15 protein-coding genes and 2 pseudogenes are annotated in these 17,414 nt (G+C 69.2%); 10 read left to right on the plus strand and 7 right to left on the minus strand.

Going from position 1 to position 17,414, the window contains the following annotated elements:
• The coding region (locus STSP_RS39790) for a streptophobe family protein (protein WP_408646386.1) at window positions 1-1,817 on the minus strand (1,817 nt) is incomplete at its 3' end.
• 413 nt (window positions 1,818-2,230) lie between these two features.
• On the opposite strand from STSP_RS39790, the gene STSP_RS29940 reads away from it, so the two are divergent.
• Complete coding sequence (locus STSP_RS29940; protein WP_067284140.1) at window positions 2,231-4,729, plus strand: ABC transporter ATP-binding protein/permease; 2,499 nt, start codon at window positions 2,231-2,233, stop codon at window positions 4,727-4,729.
• A 109-nt stretch (window positions 4,730-4,838) separates the two neighbouring features.
• Here STSP_RS29940 and STSP_RS29945 read toward each other — a convergent pair whose 3' ends face one another.
• Both STSP_RS29945 and STSP_RS29950 read right to left on the minus strand, forming a co-directional pair.
• Window positions 4,839-5,570: a transglycosylase SLT domain-containing protein gene (locus tag STSP_RS29945; RefSeq protein WP_067284141.1), complete on the minus strand. Its 732-nt coding sequence runs from the start codon at window positions 5,568-5,570 to the stop codon at window positions 4,839-4,841.
• A gap of 355 nt (window positions 5,571-5,925) precedes the next feature.
• A pseudogene (locus tag STSP_RS29950) lies at window positions 5,926-6,363 on the minus strand (S-adenosylmethionine:tRNA ribosyltransferase-isomerase); the annotation flags it as partial.
• Between the two features lie 111 nt (window positions 6,364-6,474).
• Between STSP_RS29950 and STSP_RS29955 the strand changes: the two are divergent.
• The 4 genes from STSP_RS29955 to STSP_RS29970 all read left to right on the plus strand — a co-directional run bounded on the left by STSP_RS29955 (window position 6,475) and on the right by STSP_RS29970 (window position 9,167).
• Window positions 6,475-7,620, plus strand: coding sequence for a GAF domain-containing sensor histidine kinase (locus STSP_RS29955; protein WP_067284142.1), 1,146 nt, complete (start codon window positions 6,475-6,477; stop codon window positions 7,618-7,620).
• Entirely contained in the window at window positions 7,613-8,254 is a 642-nt protein-coding gene (locus tag STSP_RS29960) for a response regulator (protein ID WP_067284143.1), read from the plus strand. Before STSP_RS29955 ends, STSP_RS29960 begins: the two co-directional genes overlap by 8 nt.
• A gap of 197 nt (window positions 8,255-8,451) precedes the next feature.
• Complete coding sequence (locus tag STSP_RS29965) at window positions 8,452-8,697, plus strand: chaplin (RefSeq protein ID WP_067284144.1); 246 nt, start codon at window positions 8,452-8,454, stop codon at window positions 8,695-8,697.
• 230 nt (window positions 8,698-8,927) lie between these two features.
• Window positions 8,928-9,167: a chaplin gene (locus STSP_RS29970; RefSeq protein ID WP_067284145.1), complete on the plus strand. Its 240-nt coding sequence runs from the start codon at window positions 8,928-8,930 to the stop codon at window positions 9,165-9,167.
• A 61-nt stretch (window positions 9,168-9,228) separates the two neighbouring features.
• Here the strand turns inward: STSP_RS29970 and STSP_RS29975 are convergent, their stop codons facing one another.
• Window positions 9,229-10,011 (minus strand): hypothetical protein, encoded by a 783-nt coding sequence (locus tag STSP_RS29975; RefSeq protein ID WP_067284146.1) that lies wholly within the window; start codon window positions 10,009-10,011, stop codon window positions 9,229-9,231.
• Window positions 10,012-10,132: 121 nt separating this feature from the next.
• On the opposite strand from STSP_RS29975, the pseudogene STSP_RS29980 reads away from it, so the two are divergent.
• The 4 genes and pseudogenes from STSP_RS29980 to STSP_RS29995 form a co-directional block, all read left to right on the plus strand.
• Window positions 10,133-10,657: pseudogene (locus STSP_RS29980) on the plus strand (ABC transporter ATP-binding protein); the annotation flags it as partial.
• 374 nt (window positions 10,658-11,031) lie between these two features.
• A complete protein-coding gene (locus tag STSP_RS29985; RefSeq protein ID WP_067284147.1) occupies window positions 11,032-11,460 on the plus strand; it encodes an NfeD family protein in 429 nt (142 codons plus the stop codon).
• Between the two features lie 175 nt (window positions 11,461-11,635).
• Complete coding sequence (locus STSP_RS29990) at window positions 11,636-12,589, plus strand: SPFH domain-containing protein (protein ID WP_067284148.1); 954 nt, start codon at window positions 11,636-11,638, stop codon at window positions 12,587-12,589.
• 133 nt (window positions 12,590-12,722) lie between these two features.
• Entirely contained in the window at window positions 12,723-14,039 is a 1,317-nt protein-coding gene (locus tag STSP_RS29995) for an IS30 family transposase (RefSeq protein WP_067284149.1), read from the plus strand.
• Window positions 14,040-14,086: 47 nt separating this feature from the next.
• Here STSP_RS29995 and STSP_RS30000 read toward each other — a convergent pair whose 3' ends face one another.
• The 3 genes from STSP_RS30000 to STSP_RS30010 all read right to left on the minus strand — a co-directional run bounded on the left by STSP_RS30000 (window position 14,087) and on the right by STSP_RS30010 (window position 16,218).
• On the minus strand, window positions 14,087-14,593 hold the full coding sequence (locus STSP_RS30000; RefSeq protein ID WP_067284150.1) for an HNH endonuclease: 507 nt from the start codon (window positions 14,591-14,593) through the stop codon (window positions 14,087-14,089).
• A gap of 262 nt (window positions 14,594-14,855) precedes the next feature.
• Window positions 14,856-15,395 carry a YbhB/YbcL family Raf kinase inhibitor-like protein gene (locus tag STSP_RS30005; RefSeq protein WP_067284151.1) on the minus strand — a complete coding sequence of 180 codons (540 nt, stop codon included), beginning with the start codon at window positions 15,393-15,395 and terminating at the stop codon, window positions 14,856-14,858.
• A gap of 40 nt (window positions 15,396-15,435) precedes the next feature.
• A complete protein-coding gene (locus tag STSP_RS30010) occupies window positions 15,436-16,218 on the minus strand; it encodes a sporulation protein (protein WP_067284152.1) in 783 nt (260 codons plus the stop codon).
• A 201-nt stretch (window positions 16,219-16,419) separates the two neighbouring features.
• Between STSP_RS30010 and STSP_RS30015 the strand changes: the two genes are divergently transcribed.
• On the plus strand, window positions 16,420-17,070 hold the full coding sequence (locus tag STSP_RS30015; RefSeq protein WP_067284154.1) for a DNA-3-methyladenine glycosylase: 651 nt from the start codon (window positions 16,420-16,422) through the stop codon (window positions 17,068-17,070).
• The last annotated feature ends 344 nt before the right edge of the window (window positions 17,071-17,414 follow it).

Here is a 17,414-nt window from a genome sequence, read left to right on the forward strand (position 1 = left end):
GGTGGGGGCGGCGGTGGCCACCCCCCGTGCCGGGGCGGCGGCTGCGGGCGGGGAGGGGGCGGCGTGACGGAGCCCATCACCGTGGGCGCGCCGTAGAGGTCGTCGGGCGGCCGGGGAGCTTCGTCGGGCGGGCGAAGGTAGGGGTTGGTGTCGTGGCCGGAGGGGCGGTAGGGACCAGGACTCTCGGGGTTGTAGGGACTGCTGGGGGCATAGGGACCCGGCTCGGGTGCGAACTGCGGATACCCGAGGTCGGGCGCCCGGCCCGAGCCGCCGTCGCGCCCGCCGAGAGTGAGGGGTGCCGCGCGTGTGCCCGCCGCCCGCGTGGCGTACGCGAGCAGCGCCCCCGCCGCGCCCGCGCCGGCGCCCCACGCCGCACCCAGGAGCAGGGCCGTCCCCGCCCTCCCGTGCAGTTCGATCCCGGCGTCGAAGGCGTTGAATCCCAGCACGGACAGCGAGGCGCCCACGGACACCTCGGTCAGCCACACGAGGAGCGGCAGCCCCAGCGCCGTCACGACGCCGAGCCGCAGCGCGCACCGCCCGGCGAATCCCAGGGCGCCCGGTCCACCGCGGCCGCGTACCGGCTCGGTTCCCGCGCCGCCCCAGCCGCCGGTACGGGCTCCGCCACCGCCCCAGCCCTCGTTACCGGCTCCGCTCCCGCCCCCGGCTCCGGCCACAGAGCCGACCGCGCCCGCAGCACCGGCAGCCCCGGCAACGCCCGGGGCCGGTCCGCCCACAGCCCCACTCACACCGCCAGCAACGCCGGGGTCCGAGGCCCCCACAGCCTCGCCGACACCCCCCACCACAGGCGTACGCACGGCCGTAAGCACCCCCGCGAACAGCATCATCGCCGCAGCGGCGACCCCGAGCAGCCACACCGCTCCATGCAGGTCCGCAAGACGCCCCAGCGTGACAGGCTCGTCGGCCGAGACGCGTAACAGTTCGTCCAGCGGATCCGGCAGGAGTTTCCCGAGCTCACCGCTCGCCCGGCCGTCCCACGGCACGAGCAGCCCCAGCGGGATGCCCAGCCAGACGCCGTTGGGTGCCCCGAGCAGCGCGGCGCCCGCGATCCGCCTCGGATGGTCGTCGCCGAGCATCGCGAACACCGCCGCCGCGAGTCCCGCGGCGACGGCCACCAGCAACACGTCGACCAGCGCCGACGCGGCCGGCCGCACCACCCGGTGGACGGCGTCCCAGGCGCGCGGCAGCGGCGTCCGGCGCGAGGCGAGCAGCGCGATCAGCAGGACGCCGGCCACCCAGGCCGCGCCGCCGAGCAGTGTGGGCACCGTGTCCACGGTGAAGCCGACCGAGGCCTTCGCGCCCGCGAGATCGCCGAGCCGGTCCGGCAGGAGGCCGCCGATGTCCCCGATGTCGCCGAGCCCCGGCAGATCGTCCCCGACATCATCGAGGCCGCCCGGCAGGTCGCCGACCGGCAGATCGTCCAGGCCGAGCGAGCCGCCGTCGATCGTGACGACGTCATGACCCGCCCAGGCCAGCCCGCCCAGCATCGCAAAGAAGAGCACCACCACCGTCCCCACGCGCGCGAGGAGTTCGGCGGGCGAGATCACAACACCCGCTCCGCGCAAGGACCGCAGAAAGAAATGAGCCAGCAGCAGCGCACCCACCAGTCCCACGCCCAGTGGCGCGATATCGATGGCCGTGTCCGCCTGCGCGCCCTCGAGTCCGAACGCCGACACGTCCCCCGACGGCGTGACCGACCCGCCCACGGCGAGCGCCACCACGGCAGCCGTCATCGGCCCGAGCGACCCCGCCGCGTCGGCGCCCAGCAGGTGCAGACCGAGCGCGGCCGTCACCGCCATGCCGATCAAGGCCCAGCTCACGGCCGCTGTCGCTGAGAGGAGCACATCCGCCCAACGCACGGTTCCTGAACGCGAACGCCCCGTTACCGCACCGCCGTTGGCATCGCTCTTGCGTCCGCCGGTCCCGCCGGTCTCCATCAGGACCCCCCGATCCGTACCGCCGATCCGTACCGCGGTGCCCCGTTCGCTCAGAATGATCATGGTCCGTGCGCACTCATGGGCGCTTACCACTCTCCGGGCCGGTATCTGCCCCGTCAACCGGGCGACTGGCGAGGGTCGTAGGCACTCTTCACAAGGCCGGGTTTCGGACGGGCGCCTCAGCCTGGAATAGTTCCTCACGATGTTCGACATCCCTAGACTCCGCACCGACGGGGAAATTCGGGGAACTCGGGGGAAACTCAGTGGGGCATGGAGTGCCTGAACTCGTACTGGAACTGAACGGACACACCTGGACGCTCGATTCGTCCAGGCCCTACACCCTTGGACGTGATCCGCAGGCAGACATCGTGTTCGACGACGCCCGGGTCTCCTGGCGTCACGCCACGGTGAGCTGGGGCGGCCGGAGTTGGGTCATCGAGGACCACGGCAGCACGAACGGCACCTTTGTGCAGGGCCAGCGCATCCACCAGATGGAGATAGGTCCGGGCTCGGCGGTGCACCTCGGTAACCCGACGGACGGCCCGCTGCTGAACGTCCAGGGTGCCGCCGCCATGGCGACGCCGCAGCAGGCCCAGCAACCCGCGCAGCAGTCGCCGGCCGCCGGTCCGGGCTGGGCCCAGCAAGCCCCGCCGGAGCAGCAGGCCCCCCAGCAGGCCTGGCAGAAGCCGCAGCGGGGAGCCTCGGGGATTCCCCACCAGCAGATACCGGATGCCGTCGCCCCGCCGGTCTACGGCGACCGCAGCCCCACGACCTTCCACCGGCTGGCACTCGGCCGCGTGATGCGCATCGGCCGTGCGCTCGAGAACGACCTGGTCGTCTCCGACCTGCAGGTCTCGCGCCACCACGCCGAGTTCCACGCGACGCCCGATGGCCGCTGCGAGATCCGCGACCTCGGCTCCCACAACGGCACGTACGTCAACGGCCAGCCGATCCCCAAGGGCGGCTCCGCGCTCCTCGGCCCGAACGACATCGTGGGCGTCGGCCACTCGACGTTCCGCGTCGTCGGCGACCGCCTCGAGGAGTTCGTCGACACCGGTGAGGTCTCCTTCTCCGCACGACATCTGACCGTCACCGTCGACGGCGGAAAACAGATCCTCAAGGACGTCTCCTTCGGCGTCCCGGAGAAGTCGCTGATCGCGGTCATCGGCCCGTCCGGCTCCGGCAAGTCGACGCTGCTGAAGGCGCTCACGGGCTACCGCCCGGCCGACCAGGGCGACGTCCTCTACGACAGCCGGAACTTGTACAAGCAGTTCGCAGAGCTGCGCCAGCGCATCGGTCTGGTCCCGCAGGACGACATCCTGCACAAGGAGCTGTCCGTCAAGAAGGCCCTCAAGTACGCGGCGAAGCTGCGCTTCCCCGCGGACACCACGTCGGCCGAGCGCGAGGCCCGCATCGACGAGGTCCTGCGCGAGCTCAAGCTGGACATCCACAAGGACAAGAAGGTCACCTCGCTCTCCGGCGGCCAGCGCAAGCGCGTCTCGGTGGCCCTGGAGCTGCTGACCAAGCCGTCCCTGATCTTCCTGGACGAGCCGACCTCCGGCCTCGACCCGGGCATGGACCGCGACGTCATGCAGCTGCTGCGCGGCCTCGCCGACGACGGCCGTACGGTCCTGGTCGTCACGCACTCCGTCGCCGAGCTGGCGCTCTGCGACAAGCTCCTGGTCATGGCGCCCGGCGGGGCGGTGGCGTACTTCGGCCCGCCCGAGGAGGCGCTGAACTTCTTCGGCTACGACACCTGGGCCGATGTCTTCTCCGCCTTCGAGAACTACCGCGACTACGACTGGGCGGGCCGCTGGAAGGGCTCGCAGCACTACCAGATGTACGCCGCGGACATCGACGCCGTCGCGGCGCAGCCGATGCAGACGCCGCCTCAGGCGGTCCGCCCGCCCAAGCCGCAGGGCTGGGGCTCCCAGCTGTGGACGCTGATCCGGCGCTATGTCTCGGTGATCGCGTCCGACAAGGGCTTCATGGCGCTGATGCTGATCCTGCCGGCCGTGCTCGGCACGGTCAGCCTGCTCATCGAGCCCGACCACGGCCTGCTGCCCAACCGGCCGCGCGCCAACGGCACCATCGTCCCCAACGGCACGGCCACCACCGTCCTGCTGATCCTCGCCGTGGGCGCCTGCTTCGCCGGCGCGGCCAACTCGGTGCGCGAGCTCATCAAGGAACGCGTGATCTACGAGCGGGAGCGCGCCACCGGCCTGTCCCGCTCGGCGTACCTCATGTCCAAGGTCATCGTCCTCGGCATGATCACCGTCATCCAGGGCGCGATCGTCGGCGGCATCGGCTTCACGGCGCGCGAGATCCCCGACGAGGGCCTGGTCCTGGGCAGTCTGACGCTCCTCGAGCTGTCGCTGCCGATCATGGCGCTCGGGTTCACCTCGATGATGTTCGGCCTGATCATCTCGGCACTGGTGAAGACGGCGGAGAAGACCATGCCGCTGCTGGTGATGTTCGCGATCGTCCAGGTCGTCTTCACCGGCTGCCTCTTCATCCTGAACGGCAGCCCCGGCGTGAACGAGTTCTCGTATCTGATGCCGTCCCGCTGGGCGGTGGCGGCCGCGGGCACGACGCTCGACTTCAACCTCGTCAGCCCCAACACCGAAGACCCGGGCAGCACGGATCCGCTGTGGGACCACGAGGCGCCCCAGTGGTTCGTCGACATGGGTGCGCTGCTGGCCCTCGGCGCGCTGTGCGGCTTCCTCGTGGCCCGCTTCCTGCGCCGCCACGAGCCGGAGGTCATGCGCAAGTAGGCCCAGGCCGCACCGCAGCCCGGACAACGCGAAGGGCGGCACCCCGCGGGGGTGCCGCCCTTCGGCGTTACTTCGGCGTTCTCCTGAGGCCCAGAGGTCCCGAAGAGACTCAGTAGGCGCCGAAGACGTTGTCGATCGACCCGTAGCGGTCGGCCGCGTAGTTGGCCGCGGCGGTGATGTTGGCGACCGGGTCGTAGATGTTCCAGGACGTGCCCGGGACGTGGTACGCGTTGAAGGTCGGCTGGATGACCTGGAGCAGGCCCTTCGACGGGACACCGTTCTTGGCGTTGATGTCCCAGTTGTTGATGGCCATCGGGTTGCCCGAGGACTCACGCATGATGTTGCGGTAGAGCCCGTTGTAGGTGCCCGGGATCTTGTGCTTCTTCATGACGTCGAGCGACTGGCGGATCCAGCCGTCGAGGTTGTTCGGGTAGGTCTTCGCCGCGATCGGGGTGGCCACCGCGGTGCGCTCGGTCGAGCGGCTCACGGCCGGGGCGACCTTGCGCTCCTGCTGGGCCTCCGCCTTGGCCTCGGCCTCGGCCTTCTGCTGGGCGGCGGCCTCCTGCTGCGCCTTGAGGCGGGCGGTGGCGTCCTGGGCCTTCAGGTTGGCGTTCGCCAGCTGGTCGGTGACGCTCGCCTTGATGTCCTTGGTAGCGCCGGTGGCGACCAGGCCGACCGGGGCTGTCGCGGCCACGGCCTGCGTCTCCTGGACCTCGCCCTGGGAGGCGGGTACGACGGTGAAGGCCATCGCCGCAGCGCCGAGCGTGGCGACACCGGCGAGGGCGAACTTCTGGGACTTCTTCAGACGGCGATCACCGGACTTGGCATGGAAAATCGACATGGGTTTAGGACCTCTTCGAGTAGCTGGAGCCGCTCGGCCGGTAGGGACGTGTTTCCGGCACAAGCGCCGCGGGGGAATCTCCCGCGGCGCCGAGCGACGGCAGCCATTCTTAGCGGCCGCAAAATCCCGAGGCAAAGGTGTGACGTACGATCCGCGGTAGTGGATCACGAAGTGTCCCTATCGCACCGAAACCCTCTCTGACGTCGGTGATGGGACTTTCGTCCTTTACTATGCCGCTTCGTACGTGATGTACGCCCTATGTGCGGGCTCACATGGCGCCCATATGTTTCTCACCCACCGTTTCCGGGGCAACGCTCTCCGTTGGTGGATATTTCGGACGGCGCGAAATGGACATTTAGGGCATTACGAGATGGGTGTCGCCGAATTCGTGCCAGAGATAACCATGGCGCAGCGCTTTCCCGTAACCACCGCTGATCGCCTGCCGTCCGGCGATCGCCTCCAGCATCAGCAGGTGAGAGGCCTCCGGCTCGTGCAGCCCGATCAGCAGGCCGTCGACCACGCGCACGCCGCGCTCCGGCGTCACCACCAGGTCCGTCCAGCCCGAAGCCGCCCGGACGCCGTCGGGTCCGGTCGCGGACTCCACCGCGCGGACCGCCGCCGTACCGACCGCGATAACCCGGCCGTCCGGCGGTTCGTGCACCTCCGCGGATGCAACTCCCGTGTGCAAAGTGATAGGTGCGAATTGCACTCCCCGGCTCACCAGCCCCGCCACGAAAAGAGGAGTGAAGGACCTGGCCGCGCTCGGCATCTCCGCTCCCCGACCCCCGCCGTCTCGTCCGCGCGCCTCAGCACACCAGGGCCCTTCGGCCTAGGTCCGGGGGCCTAGCCGGCGGCCGCCACAGGTCCGATACGCCGTGTCACACCCCGCCGGTACGGTGAAGCCATGAGTCACGGCCCCCGGTCCGGCCTGTACGCGGTGAGCTCCGCGCTGCTGGCCATGAGCAGGCACCTCGAGGTGCGCGACGTCCTCAAGACGATCGTCGCCTCGGCCCGCGAGCTGCTCGACGCGGAGTACGCGGCGCTGGGCGTCCCCGACGACCACGGCGGCTTCGCGCAGTTCGTTGTCGACGGCGTCAGCGACGAGCAGTGGAAGGCCATCGGCCCGCTCCCGCGCCAGCACGGCATCCTCGCCGCGATGCTGCACGAGGCGAAGCCCCAGCGCCTCGGCGACGTACGCAAGGACCCCCGCTTTGAGGGCTGGCCGGCCGCCCACCCGGATATGTCCGACTTCCTCGGCCTGCCCATCCGCGACGGCGACGAGACCCTCGGCGCCCTCTTCCTCGCCAACAAGAGGTGCCCCAAGCCCGAGGGCGGCTGTGGCTTCACCGAGGACGACGAGGAGCTGCTGTCGATCCTCGCCCAGCACGCCGCCATCGCCCTCACCAACGCCCGGCTGTACGAGCGCAGCCGCGAGCTCACCATCGCCGAGGAGCGCTCCCGCCTCGCCCATGAGCTGCACGACGCCGTCAGCCAGAAGCTCTTCTCGCTGCGCCTGACGGCCCAGGCCGCGACCGCCCTGGTCGACCGCGACCCCTCGCGTGCCAAGGGCGAGCTGCAGCACGTGGTGGCGCTCGCGGCGGAGGCCGCGGACGAACTGCGCGCCGCCGTCATCGAGCTGCGCCCCGCCGCCCTCGACGAGGACGGTCTCGTCGCCACTCTGCGTACGCAGATCCATGTCCTCGACCGCGCCCACTCCGCGCGGGTCACCTTCGCGTCCGGCGGAGTCCGCGCCCTGCCCGCCGCTCAGGAGGAGGCCATGCTGCGGGTCGCCCAGGAAGCCCTGCACAACGCGCTGCGGCACTCCGGCGCCGGGCGCGTGGACGTCCTCCTCGCCAAGCGCGGCCCGGGCGCGGTGCTGAGGATCACCGACGACGGCATCGGCTTCGATCCCCGGGCCGTACGACGAGCGGGGCGCCATCTGGGCCTCGTATCGATGCGCGACCGGGCAAGCGGCGTCGGCGGCACACTGACCGTGGAATCGGCGCCCGGCAAGGGCACCACGATCGAGATGGAGGTCCCCGGTGGCTGAGCCGATCAGGGTGCTGCTCGTCGACGACCACCAGGTGGTCCGTCGCGGCCTGCGCACCTTCCTGGAGGTGCAGGACGACATCGAGGTCGTGGGCGAGGCGGCCGACGGCGCCGAAGGAATCGCCCGAGCCGAGGAGCTCAGGCCGGACGTCGTCCTGATGGACGTCAAGATGCCCGGCATGGACGGCATAGACGCCCTGCGCAAACTCCGCGAGCTCGACAACCCCGCGCGCGTGCTCGTCGTCACGAGCTTCACCGAGCAACGCACGGTCGTCCCCGCACTCCGCGCGGGCGCCGCCGGGTACGTCTACAAGGACATCGACCCGGACGCGCTCGCCGGAGCCATCCGCTCGGTCCACGCCGGCCATGTGCTGCTGCAGCCGGAGGTCGCGGACGCCCTGCTGTCGCAGGAAGAGACGGGCAGCAGCCAGGGCAGAGGCGGCTCGCTCACCGAGCGGGAGCGCGAGGTGCTGGGCCTGATCGCGGACGGTCGCTCCAACCGAGAGATCGCCCGCGCCCTCGTCCTCTCCGAGAAGACGGTCAAGACGCATGTGTCGAACATCCTGATGAAGCTCGACCTTGCAGACCGCACCCAGGCCGCGCTGTGGGCCGTGCGGCATGGTGTGACCGGCTGATCTCTGCAGCTCATCGCCCTGATCGGCTGGGCTGCCCGGCCACGCAGCGAGCGGTGACGCGGACGGTTCCATTCCGGACCGAGATTCATACTGTCGTGTAGATGTCCCTCTGATGGCGCATCCCGCACGAGCCCCCGGCCGTTCTCCAGGCGTGCTGCGGTACGTGGCCGCAGTGATCGCTAGGAGGGTCCAGGAAAGTGAAGAACCTGAAGAAGGCCATGGCCGTCACGATGGTGGCGGGGGGGCTGGTCGCCGCCGGTGCCGGTATGGCCTCGGCCACCGACGGCGCGTACGCGGGCGGTAGCACCAGCCACTCGCCGGGCATCGGCTCCGGCAACCTGATCCAGGCTCCGGTGCACGTTCCGGTGAATGTCGTCGGCAACACCGTGAACGTCATCGGCGCCCTGAACCCCGCCTTCGGGAACTCCGGGTTCAACGGCTGAGAAGCGCCTCAGGTCAATCGGTGACCACCGGCCCTTGGGGGTTCCCTCGAGGGCCGGTCCGCGTCCCCGGGATCAGATGATCTGCTGATTGGTCTGATCCGTGCCCCCTGTGTGCGCCTTACGGGTACATCGGCCGTGCACCCCGTGCCATAGGGCCGACCAGTGCCGTTCCCCAGAGCATGCGGCCCCCGTGAACGGGGTCGGAACGCTCAGCAGGAGGAACGCTACCCATGAACATCGCCAAGAAAGCAGCCCTGGCCGTCGCCGTCGCCGGAATCGCCACGGGCGTGTCCGCCGGCGCCGCGGTCGCGGACGCCGGAGCCACCGGCTCGACCAGCGGGTCGGGCGGGATCCTCTCGGGCAACGTCGTTCAGGTCCCGATTCACGCGCCCGTCAATGTCGTCGGCACCACCCTCAACGTGGTCGGTGTGGGCAACCCGGCTTCCGACAACTCGGGGTCGAACAGCTGACGCACCCTCTCTCGGGTCTCGGGCCCCGCGAACCTCAGCGGGTTCGCGGGGCTCCTCGCGTCTACCCCCGTTCCCGCTCCTCCACGTACGCGTTGTAGGCGGCCACCTGCGCCCGGCGCGCCGTGCGCTCCACAGGGCGCAGAGCCTCGGCCCGCGCCGCCATCTCCGACGCGCTCACGGCCCCGCCGTGCCCGTTCTCGTACGCCACAGAGATCAGCAGTCCCACGCGCTGCGCCAGCTCCAGGACCCGTACCGCCCGCGGCGGGTACCCGGGTGCGAGCACCTCGCGGCCACGCTCGGCCCGCGCCCGGTACGCGTCGATCGCCGCCTCCGCGACCGGCCCCGAGCCGGCGACGTCGAGCCGCGACAGCACCGCCGTCGCCTCCCGCAGTGCCTCCGCCAGCTCCCGTTCGGCCTCACCGAGCGACGGCACATCGGCCGGCGGAGCCTCCCGCAGGGGCAGGCAGTGCCAGACGACCTCCACATGGACGTCGCCGTCGGGTCCCGCCTCGTACACCTCCGGCACGAGCCCCAGCGCAGCGCCCTGGCAGACGACCGCCTCCTCCGCCTCCAGCGCCCGCGCATTGAACTCGGGCGGGCCGCTCAGCCCCAGAGGATGCCCGGGCGCGGGCAGCGCGACCCGCAGGCCCGTCGTACCCAGGGCGCGCAGCCGCCCCAGCGCGAGCGTCAGCCCGACCGGAGACGTCTCCCCGGGGAGCCCCTCCACCCGGTGGATCGCGTCATCGCCGACGATCGCGTCCGCGGCGTCATCCGGTGCAACAAACCCGGCCAAAAGGGCATTTCCCCATGCGGCCAGCCGTCCTGAGCGTGGTTCCGAGAGCATGCACCCAGCCTAAGGACCGGGCTAGCGGCCGGACCGCCCGACCGGTGGCGTAGGTTTTCCCTGGGGGCTGCGCCCACAGGCGCACGCGACAGCCGAGACTGCAATGGGAGACAGTGCGCTCATGAGCGATGTACTGGAGCTGGAGGACGTATCCGTGGTCCGCGAGGGCCGGGCTCTGGTGGACCAGGTCTCCTGGTCGGTGAAGGAGGGGGAGCGCTGGGTGATCCTCGGCCCGAACGGCGCCGGAAAAACGACCCTCCTGAATGTCGCGTCCAGCTACCTCTTCCCCAGTACGGGCACCGCCACCATCCTCGGCGAGACCCTCGGCAAGGTCGACGTCTTCGAGCTCCGCCCGCGCATCGGCATGGCGGGCATCGCCATGGCCGAGAAGCTCCCCAAGCGCCAGACCGTCCTGCAGACCGTGCTCACCGCGGCCTACGGCATGACGGCCGGCTGGCACGAGGACTACGAGGACGTCGACGAGCAGCGCGCCCGCGCCTTCCTCGACCGCCTCGGCATGAGCGACTACCTGGACCGCAAGTTCGGCACCCTCTCCGAGGGCGAGCGCAAGCGCACCCTGATCGCCCGCGCCCTGATGACCGACCCGGAGCTGCTCCTCCTCGACGAGCCGGCGGCGGGCCTGGACCTGGGCGGCCGCGAGGACCTCGTACGCCGCCTCGGCCGCCTGGCCAAGGACCCGATCGCCCCCTCGATGATCATGGTCACGCACCATGTCGAGGAGATCGCGCCCGGCTTCACCCACGTCCTCATGATCCGCCAGGGCAAGGTCCTCGCTGCGGGCCCGCTGGAGCTCGAACTCACCTCCCGCAACCTCTCCCACTGCTTCGGCCTGCCCCTGATCGTCGAGCAGAACGGCGACCGCTGGACCGCACAGGGCCTGCCCCTGTCCTGACTCCGGTCGCCGACCGTCCTGAACCGGCCGTCCTGACCGGGCGGCCCGGCCGCGCGGCCCGATCGGGACCCTGTCCGCGGAGGGACTCGCGGTCCTACCATGAACATGTGGACATCGATGCGTGGGTGTGGTGGCTCATCGGCGCGGCCGCACTGGGAATTCCGCTGGTACTGACCGCGATGCCCGAATTCGGCATGCTCGCCGTGGGCGCCGTCGCCGCCGCCGTGACCGCGAGTCTCGGCGGCGGCATCGTGCTCCAGGTCCTCGTCTTCGCGGTCGTCTCGGTCGCCCTGATCGCCGTCGTGCGCCCGGTCGCCGCCCGGCACCTGACCCAGCGCCCCCAACTGGCCACCGGTGTCGATGCGTTGAAGGGCAGAACAGCCGTCGTGCTCGAGCGCGTGGACGGGTCCGGAGGCCGTGTCAAACTCGCCGGCGAGGTGTGGTCGGCACGCGCCCTGGACGCAGGGCAGACCTACGAGGTGGGCCGGGAGGTGGACGTCGTGGACATCGACGGGGCCACCGCGATCGTCATGTGACGCGGTGATCCGGGGCATGACCTGGGAGGTGATGTCACGTCATGTGACCGAACGCCTCCCGTCGCAGGCGGCGGTCTGACAGACTCGACCAGCAAGATCTCCAGGAACCCGAGGTGCCCCAACACCCCAGGGATCCAGTGGACATGACGAGTCAAGAAGGGTACGGGGAGCCACGATGGAACCGATCATCATCGTCCTGATCATTCTGGTGGTGCTGGTCTTCATCGCCCTGATCAAGACCATCCAGGTCATCCCACAGGCGAGCGCGGCCATCGTCGAGCGCTTCGGCCGCTACACGAGAACGCTGAACGCGGGCCTGAACATCGTCGTCCCGTTCATCGATTCGATCCGCAACCGCATCGACCTCCGCGAACAGGTCGTACCCTTCCCGCCCCAGCCGGTGATCACCCAGGACAACCTGGTCGTCAACATCGACACGGTCATCTACTACCAGGTGACAGACGCCCGCGCCGCGACCTACGAAGTCGCGAGCTACATCCAGGCGATCGAGCAGCTGACCGTCACCACCCTCCGCAACATCATCGGCGGCATGGACCTGGAGCGGACCCTCACCTCTCGCGAGGAGATCAACGCGGCCCTGCGCGGCGTCCTCGACGAGGCCACCGGCAAGTGGGGCATCCGCGTCAACCGCGTCGAACTGAAGGCCATCGAGCCGCCCACCTCCATTCAGGACTCGATGGAGAAGCAGATGCGCGCCGACCGTGACAAGCGCGCCGCCATCCTCACCGCCGAAGGCATCCGCCAGTCGCAGATCCTCACCGCCGAAGGCGAGAAGCAGTCCGCGATCCTGCGCGCAGAGGGTGAGGCCAAGGCCGCCGCCCTGCGCGCCGAGGGCGAGGCCCAGGCCGTCCGTACGGTCTTCGAGGCGATCCACGCCGGCGACCCGGACCAGAAGCTCCTCTCCTACCAGTACCTCCAGATGCTGCCGAAGATCGCCGAAGGTGACGCCAACAAGCTCTGGATCGTTCCCAGTGAAATCGGCGACGCCCTCAAGGGCCTGTCGGGCGCCATCGGCAACTTCGGCCCGGCAACCGGCGGTTCGGGAAACCAGAGCGGGAACAGCAACGGCAGCGGCACCGAACGCCGCGAACAGCCGCGCATCGACTAGGACGTGAAGGTGCCCCGCTGGGACGTGAAGGTGCCGCTGGGACATGAAGCCGCGAAGCGACTGGACATAAAGGTGTCCCGCCTCCAAGCCTGGGTTCTAATGATCGTCGCAACACCCGACCCACGGGACTGCGATGGCGCACGGCGATGGACACGCACGACGGCGGAAGCTGGAGGAGCGACAGAAGTTCCTCGAGCTCGTTCACGAGGGCGTGAGCATCAGAGAAGCTAGTCGTCTTGTCGGCATTAACCGCAGAACGGGACAAGAGTGGATCAACGGACGGGCTGAGCGCTCGAAAACGTCGAAGACATCCGGCAAGAAGACGCGGCCAGCGATCCAGCCCATCACGGGCGAGATGCGGACGTTTATCCCGCACCCGATCCACGCGGAACGGGCGAAGCGGCAAGCGTCCGCATCTCGCCGCTACCTGTCCGAGGAGGAGCGCGTCCGCATCGCTGACCTTCGGCGCGAGCAGAAGTCCATCCGGTCGATTGCAGTCGAACTGGGCCGCAGTCCGTCCACCATCAGTCGGGAGATCCGGCGCAACTGCAACCCCAGCTTGAGGCCCAGCCACCCGTCGTACTACCGGCCGTTTTCCGCTCACCGGCGTGCAGAGATGCGCCGGCCACGCCCCAAGCCGCGGCGCATTGAACAGTGCCCCGACCTACGGGAATTCATCCAGGCACGCCTCGACGAACGCTGGAGTCCCGAGCAGATCGCGAACGTCCTCCGCCGAGACTTCCCGGACCGACCGGAGATGAACGTAACGCACGAGACGATCTATCGAGCCCTATACGCCCAGGCCAGAGACGGTCTGTGGCGCGAGGTCACGCGTCGACTCCGCACCGGCCGCCGCATGCGGAAGCGTCGGCGCCGAGTCGACCAGCGGACCCAACGCTTCATTCACCCGAAGATCATGATCAGCCAGCGCCCGGCTGAGGCCGACGATCGCAGCGTCCCAGGCCACTGGGAAGGCGACCTGATTGTCGGAGCGAAGAACGGCTCTGCTATCGGCACGCTCGTGGAACGCAGCACCCGCTACACGCTGCTCGTGCACCTCCCACACGGCCACAGCCCTGGCTTCGTCCAGAAGGCGTTGCTGGAGGCTGTGAACGGCCTACCGCCCCACCTGAAGCGTTCTCTGACCTGGGACCAAGGATCTGAGATGGCCCATCACTACGCCTTCTCGGAGGCATCCGGTATTCCGGTCTACTTCTGCGAACCCCACAGCCCTTGGCAGCGAGGCACGAACGAGAACACAAATGGCCTTCTGAGACAGTACTTCCCGAAGGGCGCAGACCTGTCGAAGTACACCAGGGAGGACCTGGACCGCGCAGCTGCCGAACTGAACTCCAGGCCCCGAAAGGCGCTCGGCTGGGACAGCCCAGCCGAGCGCCTCTCCAGGCTTCTGGAGAACGACCTCACCTCACGTGTTGCGACGATTTGTTGAATCCGCCAAGAAGGCGGGGCACCTGTCGTTCTGCTCTGCTGTTGCGGTCACGCAGCCGGCTGCGCCATCCAGCCAGGCAGGGCGTCCAAGTCGTCCTGACCGAGCGCCAGCAGCATCGCGTCCGCAGGTGTCGGCTCGAACGGCTCCCGCAGCAGGGGCATGCCCGCCTGCTCCGGCGTACGGTCCGCCTTGCGGTGGTTGTCCTCCGCACACGAGGCCACCGTGTTCAGCCAGGTGTCCGCGCCACCCTGCGACCGCGGCACCACGTGGTCCACGGTCGTCGCCCGCCTCCCGCAGTACGCGCACCTGTGCCGGTCCCGTACGAGAACACCGCGCCGCGACCACGGCGCTTGTCTTCGGAAGGGCACCCTCACATACCTGCACAGCCGGATCACCCGCGGCACCGGAAGGTCCACGGCGGCAGCCCGCATACGGAGTTCGGGGTGGGCCTGCTCGACGACGGCCTTGTCCTGGAGCACCAGAACGACGGCTCGGTTCAACGTCACCGTCGACAGCGGCTCGAAGCTAGCGTTCAGTACCAGCGTGTCCCGCATCCAGCCCACCTCCCGTGTGCACCGGCCCACCCCCTTGGCGGGCTGGGATCAACTCTGGCCGGGCACGCCGAGATGGACAACGCAATATCTGTGCCTCCCGAGGGGCTGCGACATCACCGCTTCACCGCCGCTCCCCGGGACCCCCGGCAACAAAACTGCCCGCCTCTGATCACTTCCAAGACCAGAGGCGGGCAAACGTTCCATGAACATCCAGTTCGACGCTCGGTGGCGAGTGGCGTTGGTTAACGGACGCCTCGGACGCCTAATCCTCGGCGCGAGACGCGTACTCGCCGATCAGCTGCGCACGCGCCAGGGTGTGGAACCGCAGATTGAACCCGACCACGGCGGGCGACGCGTCGGAGTCCGGACCGAGCTTCTCCTGGTCCACCGCGTACACCGTGAACACATACCGGTGCGCCGGATCCCCGGGCGGCGGCGCGGCGCCCCCGAAGTCCTTCGTCCCGTAGTCGTTGCGCACCTGGACCGCACTCTCGGGCAGCCCCTCGAACTTGCCGCTGCCCGCACCCGCCGGCAGCTCCGTCACGGAGACCGGGATGTCGAACACGGTCCAGTGCCAGAACCCGCTGCCCGTCGGGGCGTCCGGGTCGAAGCACGTCACGGCGAAGCTCTTGGTCTCCGGCGGGAACCCCTCCCACCGCAGATGCGGAGAGGTGTTCCCGGCCGCGTAGACCTGAGCGTCCTTCAGCACCGCGCCCGGCTCGATGTCGTCGCTCACGACCGTGAACGAGGGCACCGGCGGATGGAAGTCATGCGGAAGCGGCGGCCTCTTGAGCTCGGTCACGTCGGAACCTCCTGGATCGGCGATGTCTCCGGCACCGAGCCTAGAACCAGTTGCGACGGCTGCCGACCTGGGACAGCCACTCATTGAGGTACGCCGCCCAGTCGGTCCCCTGGAAGTCGTGCAGACCGACCCTGAACGACTTGTACGAGTCGCTGCCCTCGCTGAAGAGCCCGGGCTTCTTGTCCATCTCCAGAACGACGTCCATCTCACGGTCGTCCGCGACGAAGCTCAACTCGACCTGGTTCAGCCCGCGGTACTGCTCCGGCGGGAGGAACTCGATCTCCTGGTAGAACGGCAGCTGCTGCCGCGTACCCCGGATGTGGCCGCGCTCCATGTCCGCGCTCCTGAACCGGAACCCGAGCTGCCCGAAGGCGTCCAGAATCGCCTGTTGCGCCGGCAGCGGATGCACGACGATCGGGTCGAGGTCACCGGAGTCCACGGCACGCGCGATCTGCAGCTCGGTCGTCACGCCGATGTTCATGCCGGGCAGCTGACGCCCGGCGAAGCTGGTGATCGGCGTCTCCCAGGGGATCGCGAGCCCGAACGGCACCGCATGCACCGCGTTGGCCTGCAGCGAGAAAGCGCCACCGAGCTGCATCTTCGTGAACTCGATGTCCTGCTTGACCTCCTGGTCGCCGCCCTCGACCTCGACCCGGGCCTGCAGACCGACCGACAGCCCCTCGATCTCCTGGTCGACGGAACCGCCCTGGATCCGGACCTCGCCCTGGACGACACCGCCCGGCACCACATTGACCTCGGTCAGGACCGTCTCGACCGACGCCCCACCGGCTCCCAGGCTCGCCAGCAGCCTCTTGAACCCCATGTCTCTCCTCCCCAGGACGCGCCTGTCAGCCGGACGCGCTGCCTGATCCCTGATCCCTGACCCTCGGGCCCTTGATCCTCTGATCCCTTGATCTTTAGAAACGCGACCGGACCCCGGCCGGTTCCGCGGCCATCAGCCTGGCAAGCGGCAGGACCCATGACCACCCGCGCGTGCACACAGGTTGCACTACGCTCGTACGCCGTGATCACGGCCCCCGACCGTACGCCCCTCAGCCGGGAGTTCTTCGACCGCCCTGTCCTGCAGGTCGCACCAGACCTCCTGGGCCGCATCCTCGTGCGCAACACCTCGGACGGCCCGATCGAACTCCGCCTCACGGAGGTCGAGGCATACGCGGGTCCGGACGACCCCGGTTCCCACGCGTATCGCGGCCGGACCCCCCGCAACGACGTGATGTTCGGTCCGCCCGGCCACGTGTACGTCTACTTCACCTACGGCATGTGGCACTGCATGAACCTGGTGTGCGGACCGGACGGCAAGGCGAGCGCGGTTCTGCTCCGCGCCGGCGAGATCACGGAGGGCGCCGACCTCGCCCGCAAACGCCGACTCTCGGCCCGCAACGACAAGGAACTGGCCAAAGGCCCGGCCCGCCTGGCGACGGCCCTCGGCGTCGACCGCGCGCTCGACGGCAGTGACATATGCGCCGGCCCGGACGCCCCGCTCAGCATCCTCGCGGGTACGCCTGTGCCTCCCGACCAGGTCCGCAACGGTCCCCGCACCGGGGTGGCGGGCGACGGAGGCGACGGAGAGGCGCACCCCTGGCGCTACTGGATCGCCAACGACCCTACGGTCAGCCCGTATCGGGCCCACACGCCACGCCGGCGTCGAACTTGACTCGCCCCTAGGGGACGCGTAACGTAGCCCGAGCCGCTTGAACCGGGTACTGCGTTCAGTCAGCAGCCGGAAGCGGTCAAACCCCACTACTCAGCAAGGACTCCCCTCAGCGGGTGCTTATTTCGTGTGCTTTTTGCATGCCGAAATCTGAACTCGCGAAGCTCGATTATGAGCAGCTGGGAGAATCCGCTAGCGTAGTGAATGTCGAAAGGCCGCGAGGCCGAAAAGACACAGTGCGAATATCCCGCTTGCGGGATGCCCCGCCGACTGGGAATCAGGCCCGAAAGAGTCTGATAGAGTCGGAAACGCAAGACCGAAGGGAAGCGCCCGGAGGAAAGCCTGAG

The sequence above is a fragment of the Streptomyces jeddahensis genome (genome assembly GCF_001642995.1).
GTDB classification, from domain to species: Bacteria; Actinomycetota; Actinomycetes; order Streptomycetales; family Streptomycetaceae; genus Streptomyces; species Streptomyces jeddahensis.

Excerpts from the sequence above, each read along its gene's own strand:
- STSP_RS29945 (WP_067284141.1), bottom strand. The coding sequence starts at position 5,570 with ATGTCGATTTTCCATGCCAAGTCCGGTGATCGCCGTCTGAAGAAGTCC.
- STSP_RS29955 (WP_067284142.1), top strand. The coding sequence starts at position 6,475 with ATGAGTCACGGCCCCCGGTCCGGCCTGTACGCGGTGAGCTCCGCGCTG.
- STSP_RS29970 (WP_067284145.1), top strand. The coding sequence starts at position 8,928 with ATGAACATCGCCAAGAAAGCAGCCCTGGCCGTCGCCGTCGCCGGAATC.
- STSP_RS29975 (WP_067284146.1), bottom strand. The coding sequence starts at position 10,011 with ATGCTCTCGGAACCACGCTCAGGACGGCTGGCCGCATGGGGAAATGCC.
- STSP_RS29990 (WP_067284148.1), top strand. The coding sequence starts at position 11,636 with ATGGAACCGATCATCATCGTCCTGATCATTCTGGTGGTGCTGGTCTTC.
- STSP_RS29995 (WP_067284149.1), top strand. The coding sequence starts at position 12,723 with ATGGCGCACGGCGATGGACACGCACGACGGCGGAAGCTGGAGGAGCGA.
- STSP_RS30000 (WP_067284150.1), bottom strand. The coding sequence starts at position 14,593 with ATGCGGGACACGCTGGTACTGAACGCTAGCTTCGAGCCGCTGTCGACG.
- STSP_RS30010 (WP_067284152.1), bottom strand. The coding sequence starts at position 16,218 with ATGGGGTTCAAGAGGCTGCTGGCGAGCCTGGGAGCCGGTGGGGCGTCG.